Genomic DNA, 21,135 nt, shown 5'->3' on the forward strand with positions numbered 1-21,135 from the left:
GACAAGAGCAGATATTATCCCTTCGCAGGAATGTCCGCATCTTTCAGCTTTACAATCATTTCGATTTCACAAGGGGCATTCCCCGGCAGCGAGGTTGTGCCCACTGCGCTTCGGGCTGGGCATCCGCCCTCTTTGCCGAAAATGGAAACCAGCAAATCAGAAGCGCCGTTGGCCACCTTGGCGTGATCTGCAAAATCTTCGGTAGTGTTGAGAAACACCGTCATTTTCATAATAGCTGCCACATTATCCAATCCCCCGGCGTAATGATCGATAATAGTCAGGCAATTGAGGGCGCAGATCTTTACCGCATCATACCCTTGCTCTATGGTAACTTGCTGCCCCAGCTTCCCGGTCAACACCAGCTTGCCGCCGCTTTTGGGGGTCTGACCCGCGGTAAAAATAGTATCACCGCATCGAACAGCAGGGGAATAGTTGGCCGCCGGCAGATTAAATCCCGGTAATTCAATTCCTAATTCTTTTAGTTTTTCTGCGATCTTCATTTTGTCCTCCAAAAATCGTATTTATTTCTTTAAAGTGATGCTAAAAATGGCAGTTCTGTATTCCCGCCAGAAAGCAAAAAGCAAACTTTTTGGTCTGGCTTAAAACGGATGTTGCCCTCCAGAATCGCTCCCATGGTAATGGAAGAGGCTGGCTCTGCAATGATTTTTCCTTCTCTGCTAAGCAGCTGAACGGCTTTTATAATATATTCCTCACTGGTAGACACTACCTGATCCACATGCTGTTTGACCAGCGGAAAATTCGTTTTGCCCGGCCGGGTTACCAGCAAAGCATCTGCCAAAGAAGCCGCCTTGGGTAAGCTGACCGGTTCCCCAGCCTGCAAGCTTTGAGAATAACGAGCCACCACGGCAGGCTCGGCACCCACCACCCGCACAGATGATTTTTCCCCTTTTGCGCCAATGGCAACACCGGATACCAGCCCTCCTCCGCTAACGGGAGTCATAATCACATCCACTTCCGGCAGCTGGCGTACAATTTCTAATCCACAAGTTCCCTGCCCTGCAATAATCGCTTCATCGTCATAAGGGGGTACAAAGGTGTATCCGTGCTCTTCCACCAAGCTGTCAGCCAATGCCTGACGGCTGTTTAGTTCACACAGCATCACCTGAGAGCCCAAATCACGAATTCCGTTGATTTTAATTTCCGGCGCGGTATCTGTCAAAACCACCGTGGCCTTTACGCCCAAAAGTTTCGCGGCATAGGCCACACCGATTCCGTGATTCCCAGACGAAACCGTTACAATGCCTTTTTCCAGCTGTTCCGGGGAAAGGGACAAAATTTTGTTGAGAGCTCCCCGCAGTTTAAACGAGTGGGTTTTCTGCATATTTTCGGGTTTGACATAAACCTGGCATCCCAATGCTTCATCCAAATTTTGAATCCGAATGATTGGGGTTTCGTAAATGTATTTGCCAATACGCTCTTTTGCTTGAGCAACCTCTTTTGCAGTTACCATAAAGTCACTTCTCCTTTTTATTAATCACCTGATTGCACTCTTTCTTTTTATATCTGTAAGAGAAATATATCATCTTAAAGTTACCATATCCCCAACTGTCAGGCAAATAGATATTTATCTATCCTTTCATATAAAACAACTTATAAAATGTAACTGATACCGTGTTCCCGGAACGAAAAAAGAATATTCCAAACATCCACACCCTTTTTCTCCTTCAGCCGGTTTCGCCCCCATGCACAAAAACGTTTTTTGCCATCACTCTCAAAGAACAATCTATTGGATATCACAGCGGCAGTACTAACATCATGGTATAAAAAAACAGGGCGCTTTCCTTTAAAAAGTGCCCTGTTCCAGTGAGTTAAATCATTTCTAAATAAGACCGGAATGTAACTGTAAAATCGCTGATTTCAACAAAATATGCAAAAACGCCATTTACTCCTGACGGTCTCATACAAAACTGCCTTTTACTATAAAATAGGCAAAAGAAACCTTTTTCAGAAATATCTTTTAGTCCAAAATTGCTTTTTCTGTCTCTTTATCAAACAGATGGAATTTATCCATATCCAAAGCAATGTTAATTTTATCGCCCGATTTTGCTGTAGAAGTGGGGGCAACACGAGCAGTCAGGGAATTGCCCTCGCAATTCAGGTACAGATAGATTTCCGCACCCATCAACTCCGTAACCTCAACATCCGCAGAAGTCAGATTGTCTTGAGATTTCGCCAAAAATTCCGGCTCATCATGTACATCTTCGGGGCGAATTCCAAAGGTAACCTCTTTGCCCACATAAGCATCCAAAGAAACCTGAGCAGTCTTCTCTTTGGGAATTTTAACCGTGGTTTTGCCAAAGGTCAGGGTATACTGATCGCCTTCTTTATTCAGCATAGCGTTCAGGAAGTTCATCTGGGGGGAACCCATAAATCCGGCAACAAACTCATTGACAGGATGTTCATACAAATTTTGCGGGGTATCCACCTGCTGAATAAAACCGTCTTTCATAACAACGATTCTGTCGGCCATTGTCATCGCTTCGGTCTGATCGTGTGTTACATAAATAAAGGTAGTGCCAAGGCGTTTGTGCAGCTTGGCGATCTCGGTTCTCATCTGTGCGCGCAGCTTTGCGTCCAAGTTAGAAAGCGGCTCGTCCAGCAAAAACACTTTCGGGTCCCGAACAATGGCGCGGCCCAAAGCCACACGCTGGCGCTGACCGCCAGACAATGCTTTCGGTTTTCTGTCCAACAGGTGAGAAATATCTAAAACACGGGCAGCCTCTTCCACACGGCGCTTAATTTCATCCTTAGGAGTTTTACGCAGCTTCAACCCAAACGCCATGTTATCAAACACAGTCATATGGGGATACAGTGCATAATTCTGGAACACCATGGCAATATCGCGGTCTTTTGGGGCAACGTCGTTCGCCAGCTTGTCCCCAATATACAGCTCACCCTTCGATATTTCTTCCAATCCGGCAATCATCCGCAGCGTTGTTGATTTACCGCAGCCAGAAGGACCAACCAGAATAATAAATTCCTTGTCCTCAATTTCCAAGCAAAAATCAGTAACCGCAGTAACTCCTCCGGAATAGATTTTGTAAATGTTTCTGAGTGATAAACTTGCCATAACTAACCTCCTGAGCATCTTCAGACGAATCTAAAATCATAGCCTTTGGCTATCTAGTTCATTTTGAACAAAGCAATATTTGATACTTATTAATATATCAGAACTGCCTTAATTTTAACAGACCTTTTTTACCCAAACTTTGCATGTTTGGTTTAGGTAAATCCCATAAAACAAGAAAAGATGTAATAAAAAGCATCTGTCTTTTCAGGTGAAAACCGCCAGAATTTCTTCGCTGGTCATCAGACGAACCTGCCCGGGAGCCAAAGATGAATCCAACCCCAGGCTGCCGATCTGAACCCGGCTCAGCTCCTGCACGGTTTTGCCTCTGGATAAAAACATTCTTTTTACCTGGTGATATTTTCCCTCGCGAATACACACTTGCACCTGGCGCTCTGACGGGATAATACCACTGTCACAAAGTTCTTTGGGCAAAATGCACAATTTTGCAGGAAGAGCTTCGAAATCCTTCATTTTTACCCCTTCCACAAACGCTGTAATATCGTCAGAATCAACAGGAAAGTCCAATATAGCATGGTATATTTTTTCTATATTTTTTTTGGGAGAAAGCATTTTATGTGCAAAATCCCCATCGTTAGTCAAAATCAAAAGTCCCGTGGTATCTTTGTCCAATCTTCCCGCAGGAAACAATCCTTTCCTTTGCCATTCTTCTGGCACCAAATCGATTACCGTTTTGGCTCTTGTATCCCGGGAAGCGGACAGCACACCCTTTGGTTTATTCATCATCAAATACACATAGCGGGACACCTCCAGCCGATGCCCCTGCACCGAAATAACATCCTTTTCGGCGTCAATCTTCTGATCCGCGCGCACCGCCGGGGTTCCATTCACAGTGACCATTCCCTTGCGAATCATGGTTCCCACTTGTTTTCGGCTTCCGATATTCTGTGATGCCAGTATTTTGTCCAGTCTTTCCAGCGCCATCCAATAACCCCCACATTTTTTACTATTCTAGTATTGTACCCTTGCCCAAAGCATGCGTCAAGAAAAAGCCTTCGGGTCGCCCTACACTTGTTCGGGATACCCCTCGTTTTCTTCGTCCCTTCTTGTTTCTGTTTTTTTTAAATAGATATCATAATAAATAAATTTCATAAAAACTCAAAAATGAACTATTTGATATCATAACTTGTATCAATCTTTTAATACCAGTTGGTAAAAAATGGTTTTTTGGCAACTCAATTTTTTGTTTTAGATAAAATTCACAGAAATTTTTATCTTGTGTTTTTTGGCGCTGAATCAAAACAAAAACGGGTGAACAGAAAATTCTCTGTTCACCCGTTTTTCTGAATTAATCCACAGGCCACGCATTGGTGGGAATTTCACTGAGGTTCTTGCCTTCCTTTGCCTGAGATTCTGCCGGAAGCTGTTTGGCCATATTGTCAGGAGAAATCCGCTCGCTGCCTGAAAATCCGCACATGTATCCGTCAAGCGGGGTAGAGCTGATGTCGCCGCCGATTACTTTTCCGCCATAAACCAACAGCGTAGCATGCACCGGTGAGCCCTGATCCATGGCATTATTCACCTGATAAACCCATTGTTTGCAGATTTTTCCCGCATAACGGGTTAAGTCCAGTCCCTGTTCTTTTTGAATGGCATTGTATTTTTCATATACATCGTTAAAAGACGCAGGAATGGTCACTTCTCGAATTTCAATGGGCTCTGGGGAAACCTCCCACCCAAACTGCTTTAAAAATGCCACACGATCTTCATTTGTTTCTGCCTTAACGCTGTATTTTCCGCCTGCCATAGTGGTCTGACTGCCGGATCCATGAACCAAAACAGCGGTTAATATCACCAACAACAATATCAATATTAAAAGGATCATTAAAACAATATTTTTCCTTTTCGCTTTTACCGATACCATAAACATTGTACTCTCCCCCTTGTGTCACATAAATATGCACGGCGGCACTCTCTCATGCACAAATCGGCCCAACAAATTCAAAGAAAGCCAGAAAAACCTCTTTTGCGGCGTTTTCAAAATGCAAAAAGTCACTTGTTTTGAATTTGGCACTGTAATCAGCATAGCACATTGATGCACCAGATAACAAATGGCTGATAAAAAACATCGATTAAAAAGGCCCCAACAATGGGAACAATAATCAGCGCCTTGCGTGAAACCCCAAATTTTTCATGAATGGTAGTCATATTCGCCACCGCAGTGGGGGTAGAACCGATGTCGTGTCCGATGAGTCCGGCACACATCACGGCGGCATCATAATTTTTACCCAGCACACGGAAAATCACAAAATAAGTTAAAAGTACCAGCAAAACCGTCTGGGTCACCAGAACAATCAGAAGCGGGAGCGCCAGCTCTGCCAGCTCCCACAATTTCAGAGTCAAAAGCGCCATGGATAAGTAAATTCCTAAACTGATATCGCCCACTTTGTCATTGAGGTCCAGCCGAAAGTCATAAAAGTGGAATTTTTCATTCAGGTTTCGTACCAAAACTGCAAAGAACATGGCCCCCACATAAGTGGGAATCGCCATATGAATCAGCTGGCCCAGATACCCCACAATCATGGATCCCAGTGTCATACAAAGCATCAGAGCAGTCAGGTTTTTCATGGTATCCGCATAACTCATTTCCGCCTTATTTTCTTCTTCATAGCCACTTACATCCATCTGAAAACTATCATCAGATTCCGGCGTTAAGCGATACTGAATGATCAGCCTGCGGCCCAATGGCCCGCCAATCAGGCTTGCTGCAATCAGTCCAAAGGTAGCCGCCGCAAGCCCCACCAAACTGGCACCCGGATACCCCATGCTCTCCAGTGTTTGGCCATAAGCAGCGGCTCCCCCGTGGCCGCCCACCAGCGCCACAGGCCCAGAAACAATGCCATAAGCCGGGTGAAGCCCAACCAGCGGGCCAAGCCCTACCCCAATTCCGGTTTGCAGTACAGTTACCACCACATTTACCAGCCAGTAAACCACCAGCAGTTTTCCTCCGGTGAGCAAAACCTTCAGGCTGGCCCCCAACCCTACGGTAGTGAAAAACGCCAGCATAAATACCGCCTGAAGAGAAGAGTCAAATTGAAAATGAATAATGCCGCTCAGGTAAAATCCAAAATTAAGAAACACAAACAGAAATCCGCCCACTACCGGGGCAGGGATACAGAATTTTTCTAAAAAATAGACTTTTCTTTTCATCCAATAGCCAATTAACAGAAAAATCGAAGCTAAGGTCATGGTTCCGATGTTGTCAAAGGTAAAGGTCAATACAGAATTCAGCATTTCAATACGCACACTACCCGCCCCCAAGCATTCAGAATTTTGTGTGGAATGAAAATCTGCCATGCAATAAAAAAGGAAGCGGAACAGGCTGGTGTACAGCCTGCCCGCAGAGACTTAAAATCCCCACGGGGTTCCGCTTCCTTTGCATTGGCATCAGCATCCCGATTTATAAATATGTCGGGATCGAAACCAATTATGTTTTTTCTATTACCGCATCATTCTTTCGGGTCATCCATAAGATAGACTTCTGTCCAACCTTTAATTTTCCCCTTCTGCGGCCTTGGCCAAAGCCACCACTTTTTGAGAAACCTGTGCCGGCGCTTCTTCATAGCGAACAAAGGCAAACGTAAAGCTGCCGCGTCCCTGCGACACCTGACGGATAAAGGTTGTAAAATCATGCATTTCGGCCATGGGAACTTCCGCTTCCACCACCTGAAGCCCCGCCGTGGCCGGATTCATACCCATAATCCGGCCGCGCCGTTTGTTTACTTCTCCCATCACGTCGCCGGTGTTGGCATCGGGAACAGTGGCTTTCAGCGTGCCGATCGGCTCCAGCAAAACCGGATTCGCCTGAGGCATTCCGTTTTTGTATGCTACAGCCGCCGCCAGCTTAAAGGCCATTTCTGAAGAGTCCACCGGGTGATAAGAGCCATCATATAACGTAGCCCGAAGCCCTACCACAGGATATCCTGCCAGCGGCCCCTTTTGAATGCATTCCCGCAAGCCCTTTTCCACCGCGGGGAAGAATCCCTTCGGAACCGAGCCGCCCACAACCCTTTCTGCAAACTCAAGGTCATCACAGTCACAAGGCCCAAATTCAATCCACACATCACCAAACTGGCCATGTCCGCCAGTCTGTTTCTTGTGGCGTCCCTGAATCTGTACCTTTTTACGGATTGTTTCACGATAAGGAACTTTGGGCTGTGTTAATGTAATTTCCACCCCAAACTTGCTCTTGAGCTTTGACACGATTACATCTAAATGCTGTTCGCCCAACCCGGTCAAAACCATCTGGCGGGTTTCTGCGTTATTGACAAAGCGCAAAGTGGGGTCTTCTTCCAGCAGGCGCAAAATTCCCTGGGCGATTTTATCTTCTTCGCCCTTGCTTTTGGGAACAATCGCCATTGAAAGAGTGGGTGACGGATAAGCCACACCTTCCAGCGTCACTTTGCGGGCAGGCGAGCACAAAGTATCGCCCGTTGCAGTTCCCTGAAGCTTCGGCACAGCACCAATGTCACCGGCTATCAGCCCCTGGGATTCCTCTTGCTTTTTGCCGCGCATCGTAACAATTTTTCCGACTTTTTCCGGGTTCCCGGTTCTCATATTGACCAGTGGTGTTTCCGATGTGATTTTACCGGAAATTACCTTTAAATAAGACAATTTACCAATAAAAGGATCCGCAATGGTTTTAAACACCACAGCCGCAGCCGCACCGTCCTCATTGACAGAAAGCTCCACCGGGTTTCCATCCATATCCATGCCCAGCTCGCCGCCTTTTTCTTCAGCAGAAGGGGCCAGCCAAATCAGGCCGTTGAGCAGGTGTTCAATTCCATAGGTCAACTGGGCATCGCCGCAGAACACCGGGCTAATGGTGCCGTTTTTAACACCCTTGCTGATTCCAACAATGACTTCTTCCGGCGTAAACTGCTCGCCGGAAAAATATTTTTCAAACATTTCGTCACTGGTTTCGGCAACCGCTTCATAAATGGCGGTGCGCAGCCCCTCCAGTCGATCACCCATATCGGGCATGGGCACTTCAGACGCCACTCCGTTCTGATACCGGTACGCCTTATATTCCAAAATATTTACATAGCAATCTGCATTGCCATCCACTATGTAAGGAACTACCACCGGGCAGACCGACGGGCCAAAACTGGATTTCAAATCTTCAAACACCCGGTAAAAACGGGCGCTTTCGTCGCAAAGGCCGTTGACAAAAAATATTTTGGAAAGCCCCCGGGCGGTTGCCGCCTGGTTGGCCTTTTCTGTTCCTACCAGAACACCCGATTTTCCGGATACGGTAATCAGCACCGAATCTGCAGCGCGAACCGCTTCAGACAATCCGCCTTCAAAATCGAACAGTCCGGGCGTGTCAATCAAATTAATTTTATGATTTTTCCATTCCAAAGGAGCTACCGCAGTGGCTACGGATGCCTTTCTGCGGATTTCTTCGGGATCAAAATCACATACCGTATTTCCTTCCCCTACCTTTCCCAGTCGGTCGGACGCACCGGACAAAAACAGTAATGCCTCCGCCAACGTGGTCTTTCCCGAACCGCTGTGGCCCGCGATTGCAATGTTCAGAATGTTTTTTGCATGATACTGCTTCACTTGGTAAAACTCCTTTCAACTTGCCCCAGCCGGGGCAGTAGGGTAATGCCGGGAAACCGTTCTATACGGACAGTTAAAATATAGATATTTATAACAATCCTGTCCCAGTTATTGATTCCAATTATATCCTAAATTCACATAAGACGCAATGCTTTCTCATAAATTAAACGCTTTGAATAAGTATTTTTTATTGATACTATACAATTTAACGAAATCAAACAAACTTATCCGGCACGCCTAAATTTTCTTGACGGCACAAAAAAAACAGACAAGCCCCGGTATTTGGGGCTTGTCTGTTGTATTTTGCCGAAACCAATCGATTTCTGTTTGTTTGGAATAGTTATGGCTTTCGCAGCCTGGGAATCAAAAAGACAGCGGCTGCCCAAAAGAACTGATACAGTACCAAAGCCAAAGTAGTCAGCTGTGATAACCCGGAATAGAACACTAAAAATGTTACCAAAACGAACCCCAGAACCACACCCACGGTTTGCAGCAAAGTGGCCATAGTCACATTGCTTTTTTCGCGTACACAGGCCGACAAGATCCGCATCATGGCCGCAGGCCTGCCCTTGCTGACAAACAATGCGTCTGCCCGCTCTCGGGGCTTTTCGATTTGCTTCTGATAAACTTCTCCCAAAGTCTCCGGCAGAATCCGTACCGAATGGGGGTCAAGGCCAAAGCACTCTGCTACGAATTCCGAAGTGATGTTCGGGTCGGTAGTGCGCAGCACCAAACTGATTCCGTTTTCTTCCATACGGCGCAGCTCCAAAGCCCTGCGCTTATCCGAATTATAAGAAATGACAAACATGGCAACCAGCTCCCCCTGAGAAGCCAGATAAACCACCTTTTTTCCGCCCAGCAGATATTTCTTTTCGTAATCCCGAGAGGGCGGAGTCAAACCGTGCTGTTCTAACAGATGCCGGTTTCCCACCAGAGTCCGCCTGCCGCCAACCCAACCGGTCACGCCGCGCTCATCCTCATAGGTAATATTTTCTGCCTTGGGCAAAATCTCTCTGCGGCTTTGAATGATCTGCTCAAACAAGTCACTGAGCGGCCCTCCCACAGTGCACATCACCGCGGTGGCATCCATGAGCGCTTCGTCGATCCGCTGTCCGCCAAACGTTTTAATTCCGTTCAGAATAACAGTGCCTTTGGGAAACAGCTCTTTCGCGTCCATCATTACCGCATTGGTGTTGCAAAAATATTCCACCGCCGGATTCCCCACCAGCATGGTTCCGCACCGGCGGGCCAATGCGCACAAACGACTGATGGGCATATTGACACAAAGCATATTGGTAAAGGGAGCCCCAATACAGGCCGCAGCGGCAAAAGCCGTAATGGCGGCGGCCGCACTGCGGGTCAGCACCAAGCTGACAATGCATAAAATCAGCGAACCGATAAACAAAAGCGGTGCCATAGACTGTGATGCCTGTTCGCTGGGATCCGGTTCATAAGAATTCCGCAAAAAATTCTTAAAGAAGTCAGTTTTCTTTTGATAGGCAATAATAGGTTCCCCCATTACACAGCCTTTGGCCAGCTGTAACGCTGTGTTGTAATCGTCAAACAGCTCCACCCCCATTTTTTGTTCGGGAGAAGCCAAAAATTTAAAATTGCTTCGGATTCGGCGAACCATCGAAAGTTTTCCGGCTGTATTCAGAAATAATCCCAATGCCGCCAGCACCGCATACAAGTGCAGCTGTGCGCTTGTGACTTCCGGCAGGTAAAACAAAAGCAAAACACCCTGAATCCAGGCCGCAACCACAGCCACCGCCACGCCGCTGTCTGAATTGGCCTGAAGGCGGAACAGCGCCCGCAGTCCGCCAAATACCGCCCGCCAACAAAACCCGATAGAAATGCTGAGCAGACACAGGTTCACAACCAAATAGGCAAGGGGAAGAATCTCTATTCGAAGAAATTCCGGCAGCATCCCCACTCTTTCATTGACAAAACCCCAAAACAGCAAAACTGCGCCAATCATTCCCGTAACCGAAAGCCGCAGCGCCAGCGCCCGGTTTTCCGCGTTCAGTTCATGCAGAATCGAAGGGGCATCCTCCTGCGCGGTGTAATCATCCAGATTTTCCGGCTCCGGTTCTGTTCCGGCTCCCGGTTCATCCCCGGGCTCATTGTCGTCTTCCACTTCTCCGGTAAACCGAAAACTATGTATTCCTGTGGTGCCCACCTGCCGCTTTTTCCTGCTGCGATGCTTGGGCTGTTCTTCCTGTTCCTGCGGCAAAGGCATATAATCCTCCTCCGCTTTGGATAAAGCCAATGTCAGACGATCAAACTCAAGTACATGCACAGGCAGGGTTTCGGGCCGGTATTTTTGAGAGGCTTTAACAAGTTCCCGAATTTGCTCTTTTTTGCGCTGAGTCGCCTCCCGCAGTATTTCTTCGTCTTGTTCCTTCTTCATCTGGGCATCCGCCTGTGGCAATTGCTCCGGTTTTCGTGTTGGCACCTCGACTTCTGGTTCTTCTGTTCTGCAGGTTTCCCCATCCGGCTTACCGCAAGTCTCTGTTTGAACAGAGACCCCTTTCACCGCCTCTTGCTGATCCACTTGCGCCACCGGCAATTCTTCCGTTTCCGGTTCCTGCTCAAGCGAGGGAGAAGGAAGAGAGTCTCTCTGTTTCTTTTTCGCCTTTTTCTTCTCTTCTTTTACAGGCAGCGGCTCTGGTTCGGGCTGGGCTTCCCGCACCATACGGGCAGCCTCTTCAAGGTCCGCATATTCTTCCGGCTCTTTAGGGAAGGGCAGCGGTGTCTGTTTCAGTGTATACACACCGGAAGGTTCCGGCAACGAAAACTCTACTGTTTTGCTCTCTTGCCTTACCGCTTTCTGTTTTGGCAAAGGCACTGTTTTTGCAGCCGATTCTTTTTGGGTTTTTAAGGGGGTTTCTGCCCCTTGCACATCCGCTTTGTCCGCAGGCACTTCCCGAATGGAAGTCCGGTCACCTTCCTGCGCATCTCCGGTTATCAAATGAAAGGGGGCGCGAACGTCCGGTTTCAGCGGTTGAAACCGAGCCGAAATTTCTTTCTCCACCTCTTCTTCAGGAGTCGCATCAAATAAATATTGAAAGGCTGGGGTCGGCCCGTGTTCGCTGAGGGCACCATCATCATACCCTTTTTTGTATTCATCTACGGCTTTCAGCTGAAGTCCGTAGTAAATATCCCCTTCTTCTTCAAACTCACAGCCGCATATCTTTTCTTGCTTACGACGGCGGCGGCGCTCAAAAAAGCCGGTCAGCCCGCGCTTTTCGGCAGGCTGATTCGACATTGATTCATACTCTTCTTCCGGCATTCGCTTTTCAAAACGAATTTCTCCATTTTGCCCGGGCGTGGCCGGCTGTGCCGGCATTTCCTGAGGAGCCGGTTGTACCGGATCCGAAATCTCCGGTTCGGGTTGGGGAACGGCAGGCTGCTCCGGCCGCTGTGGCGGCTGGGGAGGCTGCGGTGTCCTTTGGGTATCATCGCCGGCCAGCGTTTCAAAGGTTTTCTGGCTCAGGCGGCCTTTTGCTTCGGCTAAGATTTCATCCACCGAATAATCCAGCGGGGTTTTTCCCCTGTTGTTTTCCATGGTAGACTACACGCTCCCGTCCTTTCGCTTATTTGGCCTCTATCCCCCTGCGCTGCCGCGCGACCTCATAGCAAATCACGCCGCATGCTACAGAAGCATTGAGCGAGTTTATCTTTCCCAACATGGGCAAAGATATGATAAAATCCGATTTTTCCTTCACCAATCGGCTGACACCAAAGCCCTCCGACCCAATAACAATGGCAGCAGGATCCCGATAATCCACCCCGCACCAATTTTGTCCGTCCATATCGGCGGCATAAATCCAAAGGCCCCGTTTTTTCAAATCTTCAAGAGTCTTCACCAAATTGGTTACCCGTGCCACCGGAACATATTCCACCGCCCCAGCCGAAGCCTTGCCCACGGCAAAGGTTAACCCGGCAGCCCGTCTGCGGGGGATAATAACTCCGTGAGCCCCGGCACATTCTGCTGTACGCAGAATCGCCCCCAGGTTATGGGGGTCTTCCAGCTCGTCCGCCACAATGAAAAAGGGAGGCTCTCCCCGTTCCTCTGCCAAACGGAACATGTCCTCAACTGTAGCATATTCTTTCACTGCAGCAACTGCCACCACACCTTGATGGTTGGCGTGCCCGCACAAATAATCCAGCTTTTTGGGATCCGCCTCTTTGACTGCAATTCCCAATTCCTTTGCTTTGGCAATAATTGCACCGATCGAACCCGTGCGGTTTCCTCTTGCCAAAAACAGACTGTCAATGGTACGCCCTGCTCTCAGAGCCTCTGCCACTGCATTTCTGCCTGCAATGATATCTTCCCCGCGGGTAGATTTGGTTTCTTCCATATGTTATGCTCCCCTTTACCGGTCTTTTGCTTGCTCCTGCGCATAAGCGGGCCGGCCCCGGGCGGCAGCTCCGCCCCATGGGCAAAATATCTTTATTTTTCTAAAAAATCCTTTTATATAGCAGATCAAAACAGAAAAGCCGCTGGGCTATACTTTATTTTTGCCTGCAACCCCAGATTATTGAAACCATAATTTTCCTGCGTACCATTTGTAACGCACAAAATTGCAAAAAAGAGAAAGTCATGATTCAATGTTCTCAGGTATCCGTTCGAAATCTTCGATTTCGGTAACGAGTGAGGTTATTCACACAGGATAATATACCCCCAGGCTCATTTTCACCTGAATTAGCATACTTTCGCTAATCTTATCCTGTTTCAATGTTCTCTCAGCCGCCGAAAGCTTCGCTTGCGTCTGCGGCGTGAGGTTATTTTGGCGCCGTTTTCCTCAAACTACTTTTACTAAAAACGTATCCTCGTTTCTCTCTTAGCCGCGCCCAATGTTCCCTCAGGCGTCCAAAGCTATGCTTTGGTTTACGCCGTGGGATTATTATATCACAAAAGGCCATAAAAAGGGAATAAATTGTTAAAAAAACACGCAATTTAGGTGGCGGCAAAATACAGAACAGTCGCCACCGCCGCCACTGCCGCCGGAGGCACCACACGAGTCAGCCAGAATGACGTTCCCCGGGCTTTTTTCATGCCGGACGGGGCATCCAGGCTGCGCAGAATTTTTCGGGCTTCTTTTTCCAGCAATTCTCGTTCTGCACTGGCGTATTCCGGTTTTACCACCAAATAGGCACTTTCATAGTAAATATTACCAGTTTCCCTTACTTCAATAATTTGCCTGCTGATTCCACGGATCATATGAATCCTCCTGCTGATTTGATTATCCTTATTTTAGGCGGAACCCAGTCGTTTATACGAAAGGTTTGCGTAAAAGAACGCAGAAAACACTTTGTTATACAATGCGTAAAACTTCTGGGTTTACATAAAACCCGTGGATAACCTGTGACACACTGTTGATAACCCTGTTGAAAGTGTTGATAAGTTCCGGTTTTCCGCTGTGGAAAGAATCAAACCCGATGTGTGAAAATATTCATTATGTCAACCAAAAAGCACAAAATTCTCCATTTGTCAAACAACAGTCAGTATTTTTGCCTTTACGGGCAGGCCATTTTAATTTTCTTTTGACCGAAAATATGCTATACTGGATTCAAAAGAACGACAAAAAGCCATCAAAAATTCGGAAGGAAATCGCTATGCGTCAGGATATTACCACCATCCCCATCAGCGAAGTGTTTGAGCCAAGACAGGGCTGCCCCATCTGCCGCATGCAAAAAATGCTGGAGGAACATCTGACGGAATATATTACCGGAGCAGCCATGATGGAGCCGGATGTTCGCGAACAAACCAACCGTTTGGGTTTTTGCGCCATCCACTGGGAAAAAACTCGGCAAACTGGCAGCCGTCTTTCGGTGGCTTTAATTTTAGAAAGTCATTTAACCCAATTGACAGAACAGCTTTTTACCCAAAGCCGCCTCTCAGAAAAAAAGCGGCTTCAGTTAGCACAGAATCAGCAAACCTCTTGTTTTCTTTGTGAAAAAACTGAACAGAGCTTATCTCACTTGCTGGAAACGGTCTATGCTTTGTGGGGAAAAGAGGAAACATTCCGCTCCCTCTATACACAGCAGGAGTTTTTGTGCCTTCCTCACTACACCCGCCTGATGCAAGAAAGCCAGAAGGTGTCCCGCGATCAGCGGCAGTTCTTCCGGGAAGCTACCACCCGTTTGGCTCAAAATCAATTAACCTGTTTGAGCCAGGATATTACCAAATTTTGCGCTATGTTTGATTACCGAAATAAAAACGGTGACTGGGGAAACTCCCGGGATGCCATTGAACGAAGTATTGCGTTTTTAACGGCAGATGCCGTAACGAAAAAGGAGGAACCATGATTTATCAGCAAACCAGCCGCGGAATTGAAATTCCCTCTTCGCCGGAACTGGATTTGGGCCAGACCCTGGACTGCGGCCAGTGCTTCCGGTGGCAGATTTTGCCCGACGGCGTCTATCAGGGAATTGCCATGGGCCGCCGGCTGACCATTACCGAACAGGGCGGTACCGTTCTGTTTCATGATGTGACTGCCCAGGATTTTGAATCGATCTGGGCTCCTTATTTTGATTTGGATTTTGATTATGCCTGCGTGCGCAATGATCTGTCCGAAATTCATCCTGCCCTGTGCGAAGCTGCCCAGTTTGCCCCCGGCATCCGCCTTCTAAGGCAAGATCCCTGGGAGGCGCTGTGTTCTTTTATTATTTCCCAAAATAACAATATTCCTCGCATTAAAGGAATTGTCGATCGGCTTTGCCAGCTGTTGGGTGAAGAACGGGATGGATTTTATGACTTTCCCACCCCGCAGTGTCTGGCGGAACAAACCGTGGAATCACTTGCCCCGGTGCGCAGCGGATTTCGTGCCAAATACCTGATTGACGCCGCCCAAAAAGTAGCCGGCGGGCAGGTTAATTTAGCCGAGCTGTCGGTCATGCCTTTGCAGGAAGCCCGCCAAAGCCTGATGACGATTTACGGCGTGGGGGAAAAAGTGGCCGAATGTGCTTTGCTTTATGGACTGCATCGTTTGGAGGCTTTCCCCATGGATGTATGGATGAAAAGAGCCATGGCAGTTCTTCTTCCCGGATATCGGCCGGAACAACTGGGGGCTTATGCGGGCATTGCCCAACAGTATCTGTTCCATTACAGCCGCTGTAACGCTCAGCTTTTTACCGCTTAAATCTAAAAAAAGAAAAAACAGATTTTTTAAAAACAAAACTGTATTTTCTTTTTATTTATGATATAATCATTTTATAAAATATCTTAGCCCAAGTTAACACTCGGACTAAAAAAATAAAATCAGGAGTGTGATCCAAATGCCATTGGTAAATACGACGGAAATGTTTGAAAAGGCCTATCAAGGCGGATATGCCATCGGTGCATTTAACGTCAATAACATGGAGATCGTTCAGGGAATTACAGAAGCATGCCAGGAGTTAAATGCTCCTGTGATTCTTCAGGTATCTGCTGGCGCGCGCAAATATGCCAACCACACCTATCTGATCAAGTTGGTAGAAGCGGCCGTGGCACAATGCCCTCAGCTGCCCATTGCTCTGCATTTGGATCACGGCCCGTCTTTCGAACTGTGCAAAGACTGCATCGACGGCGGCTTTACCTCCGTCATGTATGACGGCTCCTCTAAGCCTTATGAAGAGAACATCGAAGAAGCCCGCCGCGTTGTGGAATATGCCCACAAATATAACGTGACGGTAGAAGCTGAACTGGGTCAGCTGGCCGGTATTGAGGATGATGTGAATGTGGAAGCTGAAAATGCTTCTTTCACCGATCCCAATCAGGTTGAAGATTTTGTCAAAAGAACCGGTGTGGATTCTTTGGCCATTGCCATCGGAACCAGCCATGGCGCTTATAAGTTTAAACCCGGGCAAAAACCCCAGCTGCGTTTTGATATTTTGGAAGAAGTCTCTCGTCGTCTGCCCGGATTCCCCATCGTTCTGCACGGCGCATCTTCTGTTGTTCCCCAGTTTGTGGAAGAAATCAACCGCTATGGCGGCAATATGCCCGACGCAATCGGAATTCCCGAAGAAATGCTTCGTCAGGCAGCCACCATGGCCGTCTGCAAAATCAACATTGACTCTGACCTGCGTTTGGCCATGACAGCCAGCGTGCGTAAATATCTGGCGGAAAACCCCAGCCACTTTGATCCCCGCCAATACCTCGGCCCCGCCCGCACTGCCATTAAAGACATGGTGGCTCACAAAATCAATACGGTTTTGGGCTGCGCCGGAAAGGCCTAACCACCTTTTGAAAGAAACAGAACTTTTTCTGCGTTTGGCGATAAAGATGGTTCGATTCAAACCGTTTCCAGGACAGTCCGATGAAAATGCAGCGCGCCAAACCTTTTATCAAATCACTTTTCATCTACACTGCGCACATTTTACCCCAACACAAAGCATACGATAAAAAAGGGAGGGAGCTAAATTCAGCTTCCTCCCTTTGTGTTCTTTTGGACGATTATAGGAACAGAGCAAATAGAAGATCTGTTTACACCGCAACTCATTTTAACAAAAGAATCCGGCAAAAAGATAGCCAACAGCATTCAAAGAAGCTGTTCTGTCTTTTTGATCTTTTCTTTGAATGGAGGTATTTTGCATGGTTGAAACACAAAACGACTCGCTTCCTCTGCCAGCAACGGTAAACCCTGAGGAAAAGAAAAAGGCACTGGATGATATCGCTACTGTTTCCTGTCGATTTGGATTGATCTTTCTTTTCTCTTTCCTGGCGGGAACAGCGCTGGAAAGAAACACTCCCTCTGCTTTTTCACAGTGGGCTTTTGCAATACATAATGTAACTTATCTATTTCTGTGTGTTCTATTGTGCATTCGTTTTTTACCAATTCGTCCGAAAAATATCATTCAGGAAGAATCCCGCAAAAAGGATCAAACGATTACCGCCGGTGTCATTCTCTCTCTTTTCATGCTGTGTTTTATGTTTCTGTTTGATATCACATTGATTTCCTTATTACAAGGAATCCATTTAGTAGAAAGAAATCAAATTGTTTTTGAACAAATGATATCCAATCCTCTCGTTCGCATTTTTACCGTAGGTATTATTGGACCCATCGCAGAAGAAATCATCTTTCGGGGAATTCTTTTCTCCCGTCTGCAAAAACATGGCACCCTGTTTGCAATTCTTGCTACTGCTTTTACTTTTGCAATTATCCACGATGGCTTTAACATTTTAGTTGCATTTTTCTTTGGAATATTAGGGGGAATTCTGCGCGCAGCAACCGGCAATATCTTTTATTCCAGCTTCGTGCACAGCTGTAATAACTGTGCTGTCTTGCTGCTGTTGGGTACTTCTCCAAATGGACTCTTAATTTTTTCGATTCTTCTGATTTGCAGTGTCCTGTTTTGTTTTCTTTATTTTAAATATCGAAACATTCCACTGAAAAAAAGTGTTTTCTCAAACAGTATCCATAATATTAAGGTTCAAATAAAAGCAGAAAAGGAAAAATTCACATCCTTTATTACAATCCCCATTATTTTATTATTTGTCGTGATATAAAAAACAAAATCATAAGAAAACGAGCTGTTTCATGGAGTGATTTGAATTGCCGTGCCTTGTCTTACTGCATCTGACAAGTAATAAAACACTACTTTTAAATCCATATCTTTTCTTATTCAATCCAAGAAAGCTCCAGTTCCCTGTGCCAAATGCACAGATACTTTGGAGCTTCTTTTCAAAATACCTTAGTTTGTGAGTGAGAGTTCTTCCAGTTCTTTTAATTCAAAATGGCGCAAATCAAAACAGGCCCCTTTTTCCGTCCCGATGCACAGCCTGACATGACAGCGCCCGCTTCGCCTTTGCAATGGATTCTGGCGAATCACCACAGACTGAAGCGACTCTTTCGGAATGACTGCGGTAAAAATTTGATCCTGAATATACCCACAAGCAACAATATGCGTATCATCCGCTGCCAAAAAGGAATTGCGAAAAGCCAGAATCCGCAGCGCCAAATGATACAGGGGGAAGAGGAACAGAAATAGAATCAGCGGGGCAAACAGCCACAAATATTGTAAAAACACCAGATACAGCGCCAAAACCGCAGCAAAATTGAAAATAGGGCCGATTAAAAAACCCAGCCAGGCCGCTTTGGGCGGCTTGATCTTTTGAATGGATTTCTGAGGAAAAAAATACGGAGCGGCATGGGGATAAAATTGGCTGAGATGAAATTTTAATTCCACTTCATTGGCGGCAGCCATCAGCAAACTGCGATCTCCCTTTTCTTTGCCGGAACCAATGGTGTGTAAATACACCGATGACAGCCGCAACATTCGCATCACCAAGCTTTGCCGCACTCCCACTGCCCGAACAGCCCGATCTGTCAATAGCTGTCGGCTTCTGACCACCATTCCACGAGAAATCATGGTTCCGCCGGGGGATTTTCCTGCTGTAAAAAACGCATACCGAAAAAACTGCACCAAAAAAGCAATCAGCCAGCCCATTGCAAACAGCCACCCCACTGTGGCAACAGCAGGGGGAACACCCAAAGCAATCAGACGTTGGGTTTGGTTCACACTTTGATACAGCCACCCAGTCAATTCGTCGCCCAAAATCTTACCTGCCCGGTTGAGCAAAATACCAATCAGCAAAAGGCCGGAAGCCGGGTTTGACCAGGAAGCCGCCATCAGCACCACCCGCACCGGGCTGGCGGCATAACGGTGCACAATGGTCTTTTTTTGTTCTTCCCACCAGCTCATCAGCCCTTTTTTAGAAAGAATTAAAGTCAAGCTGGGTTTTTTGGCGTTTGCGGCAGGGCTGTCCAGCATAATTTGTGCCGCCCCGAACACATCCAATATCGGGTTCAGCCGCAGGAATACCGAAGCAACGCAGTCCGCCGGAAGAAGCCGATACTTTTGAAAAAACAATCCGCTTTTCCAATAAAGAACGGATATGCTTTTTCCGCCTTCCTCCACTGTTTTGATCCCATATCCACAGCTGGCATACTGAAAACAGGCAATTCCAGTCACTGCCAGAACACCCGGCAGATTGCCCCACGCCACCTCAGAAAAAGGGGCACGCAATATGGCCTGAATTAATGGGAAAATCAAAAGGAAAAAAAAGCGGGATAAATAATTCCATATAGTTGTAAAATGAGGGCGTTTAGTCATTGGCCGCCTCCTCAATAATGCGCAGCAGAACCAAAGCGTCTTCTTTTGAAAGCTGGCGCATAGAAATCGGCGCCCCCACCGGGCGGACAGACAGGGTACATAGCCCCATCATCTGCTGAAAAGGTGACTGCGAAATGGCAGCGGTCAGAATATTTTCCAGCCGCAGCGTTATGGACACCCGAAAAATCATGCCGGTGCGCCAGGTCAATCTTCCTTCTTCCAACAGAACCTGACTGGCTTGAAACAGCCCGGGGACATACCAAAACACATACAAAAAGTATATTGATACAACAATTATACTCAAAGCAATTCCAACTTCCCCTCGAAAGGACAATAAAATTCCACAAAGGAAAAACAAAGGCAAAGCAACCAAAGTTCCCATCAAACGCCAAAACCGGATGCTTTGCTTCCCCAGGCCAAATTTCAAACCGATCACCCCAGTTTATTTTTCCCAAAAACTCTGTATTATGAAAAAGCAAATTGAGAAAGAGCCGGCAGGTTTAAAATTTGAATCTGCCGGTATTGGGTCGAGATCCATCCCTTGCGCGCAAATTCTGATAAAACCCGGCTTGCCGTTACTCGGGACACGCCCGCCATATCCCCCAAATCTTCGTGGGAACAAGATACCGCCCCGGAACCTTGTGCATCCGCCATCTCAGTTAAAATTTTTGCAAGCCGTCGGTCTGCCTGCAAAAACGTCATATGATCCACTTGATTGGAAAGCATGCGAACCGTTTTGGAGAACAGATGCAAAAGCTGAAAGGCCAACATCGGTTCTTCGCGAAAGCATTCCAGCAGCACCGGCTGACTGACCGGGATAATCTCGGACTTTTGCAGAGTTTTGGCAGAGGACATGCGAGGCAGCCCGTCAAAAAATGCCGCTTCACCGAAAATATTTTCCTTTTCTAAAAGAGTCAGCGTTTTTTCCTGCCCGGTTTCTGAACTTAAAAAAATCCGTACTTTCCCGCTTTTTAAATAATAAAACCGATCTGCCAATTCCCCCTGCCGGTAAATCATCTGGTTTTCGGGGTACTGACGGGGGCTTGCCTTTTGCCCCAGCACATCCCACAAGCTTCCGCCTTTCGGTTTGTTTTTTTCTTCCATTGTCGGCCCCCTTATCTGGCGAAATCTTTTCTTTCCATTGATTTTTGTTCTTTTCTGTTTTCTGTGTCCCCAAATTCATCCGGACAACCACCGCTGCTCTTACTCCCTAAAAAATTTTCTAAATTGTAACATGATTTACATTCTATGCGCAAGAAATGTGGCATAATAACCTCACTCCGCAAGCAAAAGAACCGCTTGTGATAAAAGAACATCCAATCATAACTAAGCCTTGGGCATGAAATTGGCTCTGCTTTAAA

General features: G+C 46.9%; 17 protein-coding genes. 4 read left to right on the top strand and 13 right to left on the bottom strand.

Features of this window, described 5'->3' with window-relative positions; all coding sequences use genetic code 11:
* Positions 1-14: 14 nt before the first annotated feature.
* The 10 genes from C1A02_RS06175 to C1A02_RS06220 form a co-directional block, all read right to left on the bottom strand.
* Positions 15-500 (bottom strand): RidA family protein, encoded by a 486-nt coding sequence (locus C1A02_RS06175; RefSeq protein WP_101697326.1) that lies wholly within the window; start codon positions 498-500, stop codon positions 15-17.
* A gap of 29 nt (positions 501-529) precedes the next feature.
* The gene (locus tag C1A02_RS06180) at positions 530-1,471 is read right to left on the bottom strand and encodes a threonine ammonia-lyase (RefSeq protein WP_101697327.1); all 942 of its coding nucleotides are present in this window, start codon (positions 1,469-1,471) and stop codon (positions 530-532) included.
* A 507-nt stretch (positions 1,472-1,978) separates the two neighbouring features.
* Positions 1,979-3,091, bottom strand: coding sequence for an ABC transporter ATP-binding protein (locus C1A02_RS06185; RefSeq protein WP_101697328.1), 1,113 nt, complete (start codon positions 3,089-3,091; stop codon positions 1,979-1,981).
* Positions 3,092-3,295: 204 nt separating this feature from the next.
* On the bottom strand, positions 3,296-4,033 hold the full coding sequence (locus tag C1A02_RS06190) for a pseudouridine synthase (protein WP_101697329.1): 738 nt from the start codon (positions 4,031-4,033) through the stop codon (positions 3,296-3,298).
* Positions 4,034-4,397: 364 nt separating this feature from the next.
* Positions 4,398-4,979, bottom strand: a complete 582-nt coding sequence (locus C1A02_RS06195) for a DUF4830 domain-containing protein (protein WP_101697330.1) — start codon at positions 4,977-4,979, stop codon at positions 4,398-4,400.
* Between the two features lie 149 nt (positions 4,980-5,128).
* A complete protein-coding gene (gene gltS, locus C1A02_RS06200; RefSeq protein ID WP_101697503.1) occupies positions 5,129-6,355 on the bottom strand; it encodes a sodium/glutamate symporter in 1,227 nt (408 codons plus the stop codon).
* 246 nt (positions 6,356-6,601) lie between these two features.
* On the bottom strand, positions 6,602-8,674 hold the full coding sequence (locus tag C1A02_RS06205) for an elongation factor G (RefSeq protein ID WP_101697331.1): 2,073 nt from the start codon (positions 8,672-8,674) through the stop codon (positions 6,602-6,604).
* 340 nt (positions 8,675-9,014) lie between these two features.
* Positions 9,015-12,242: an HAD family hydrolase gene (locus tag C1A02_RS06210; protein WP_101697332.1), complete on the bottom strand. Its 3,228-nt coding sequence runs from the start codon at positions 12,240-12,242 to the stop codon at positions 9,015-9,017.
* Positions 12,243-12,270: 28 nt separating this feature from the next.
* The gene (rlmB, locus tag C1A02_RS06215) at positions 12,271-13,038 is read right to left on the bottom strand and encodes a 23S rRNA (guanosine(2251)-2'-O)-methyltransferase RlmB (protein WP_101697333.1); all 768 of its coding nucleotides are present in this window, start codon (positions 13,036-13,038) and stop codon (positions 12,271-12,273) included.
* Positions 13,039-13,637: 599 nt separating this feature from the next.
* Entirely contained in the window at positions 13,638-13,901 is a 264-nt protein-coding gene (locus C1A02_RS06220; protein ID WP_101697334.1) for a hypothetical protein, read from the bottom strand.
* A 395-nt stretch (positions 13,902-14,296) separates the two neighbouring features.
* Between C1A02_RS06220 and C1A02_RS06225 the strand changes: the two genes are divergently transcribed.
* The 4 genes from C1A02_RS06225 (at position 14,297) to C1A02_RS06240 (ending at position 18,167) form a co-directional block, all read left to right on the top strand.
* A complete protein-coding gene (locus tag C1A02_RS06225; protein ID WP_129588147.1) occupies positions 14,297-14,989 on the top strand; it encodes a DUF6062 family protein in 693 nt (230 codons plus the stop codon).
* Entirely contained in the window at positions 14,986-15,822 is an 837-nt protein-coding gene (locus tag C1A02_RS06230) for a DNA-3-methyladenine glycosylase family protein (RefSeq protein ID WP_101697336.1), read from the top strand. The genes C1A02_RS06225 and C1A02_RS06230 overlap by 4 nt, the downstream gene beginning before the upstream one ends.
* A 136-nt stretch (positions 15,823-15,958) precedes the next feature.
* Positions 15,959-16,897: a class II fructose-1,6-bisphosphate aldolase gene (gene fba / locus C1A02_RS06235; RefSeq protein WP_101697337.1), complete on the top strand. Its 939-nt coding sequence runs from the start codon at positions 15,959-15,961 to the stop codon at positions 16,895-16,897.
* Positions 16,898-17,252: 355 nt separating this feature from the next.
* Positions 17,253-18,167, top strand: coding sequence for a CPBP family intramembrane glutamic endopeptidase (locus C1A02_RS06240; protein WP_164997157.1), 915 nt, complete (start codon positions 17,253-17,255; stop codon positions 18,165-18,167).
* 185 nt (positions 18,168-18,352) lie between these two features.
* Here the strand turns inward: C1A02_RS06240 and C1A02_RS06245 are convergent, their stop codons facing one another.
* The 3 genes from C1A02_RS06245 to C1A02_RS06255 are packed head-to-tail and all read right to left on the bottom strand — an operon-like array spanning position 18,353 to position 20,878.
* Positions 18,353-19,774 carry a YdbT family protein gene (locus C1A02_RS06245; protein WP_101697339.1) on the bottom strand — a complete coding sequence of 474 codons (1,422 nt, stop codon included), beginning with the start codon at positions 19,772-19,774 and terminating at the stop codon, positions 18,353-18,355.
* A complete protein-coding gene (locus tag C1A02_RS06250) occupies positions 19,767-20,201 on the bottom strand; it encodes a PH domain-containing protein (protein ID WP_101697504.1) in 435 nt (144 codons plus the stop codon). The genes C1A02_RS06245 and C1A02_RS06250 overlap by 8 nt, the downstream gene beginning before the upstream one ends.
* Positions 20,202-20,239: 38 nt before the next feature.
* A complete protein-coding gene (locus C1A02_RS06255) occupies positions 20,240-20,878 on the bottom strand; it encodes a Crp/Fnr family transcriptional regulator (RefSeq protein WP_101697340.1) in 639 nt (212 codons plus the stop codon).
* Positions 20,879-21,135 lie beyond the last annotated feature (257 nt).

This window comes from Clostridium minihomine (assembly GCF_900240385.1).
Lineage (GTDB): Bacteria > Bacillota > Clostridia > Oscillospirales > Acutalibacteraceae > Faecalispora > Faecalispora minihomine.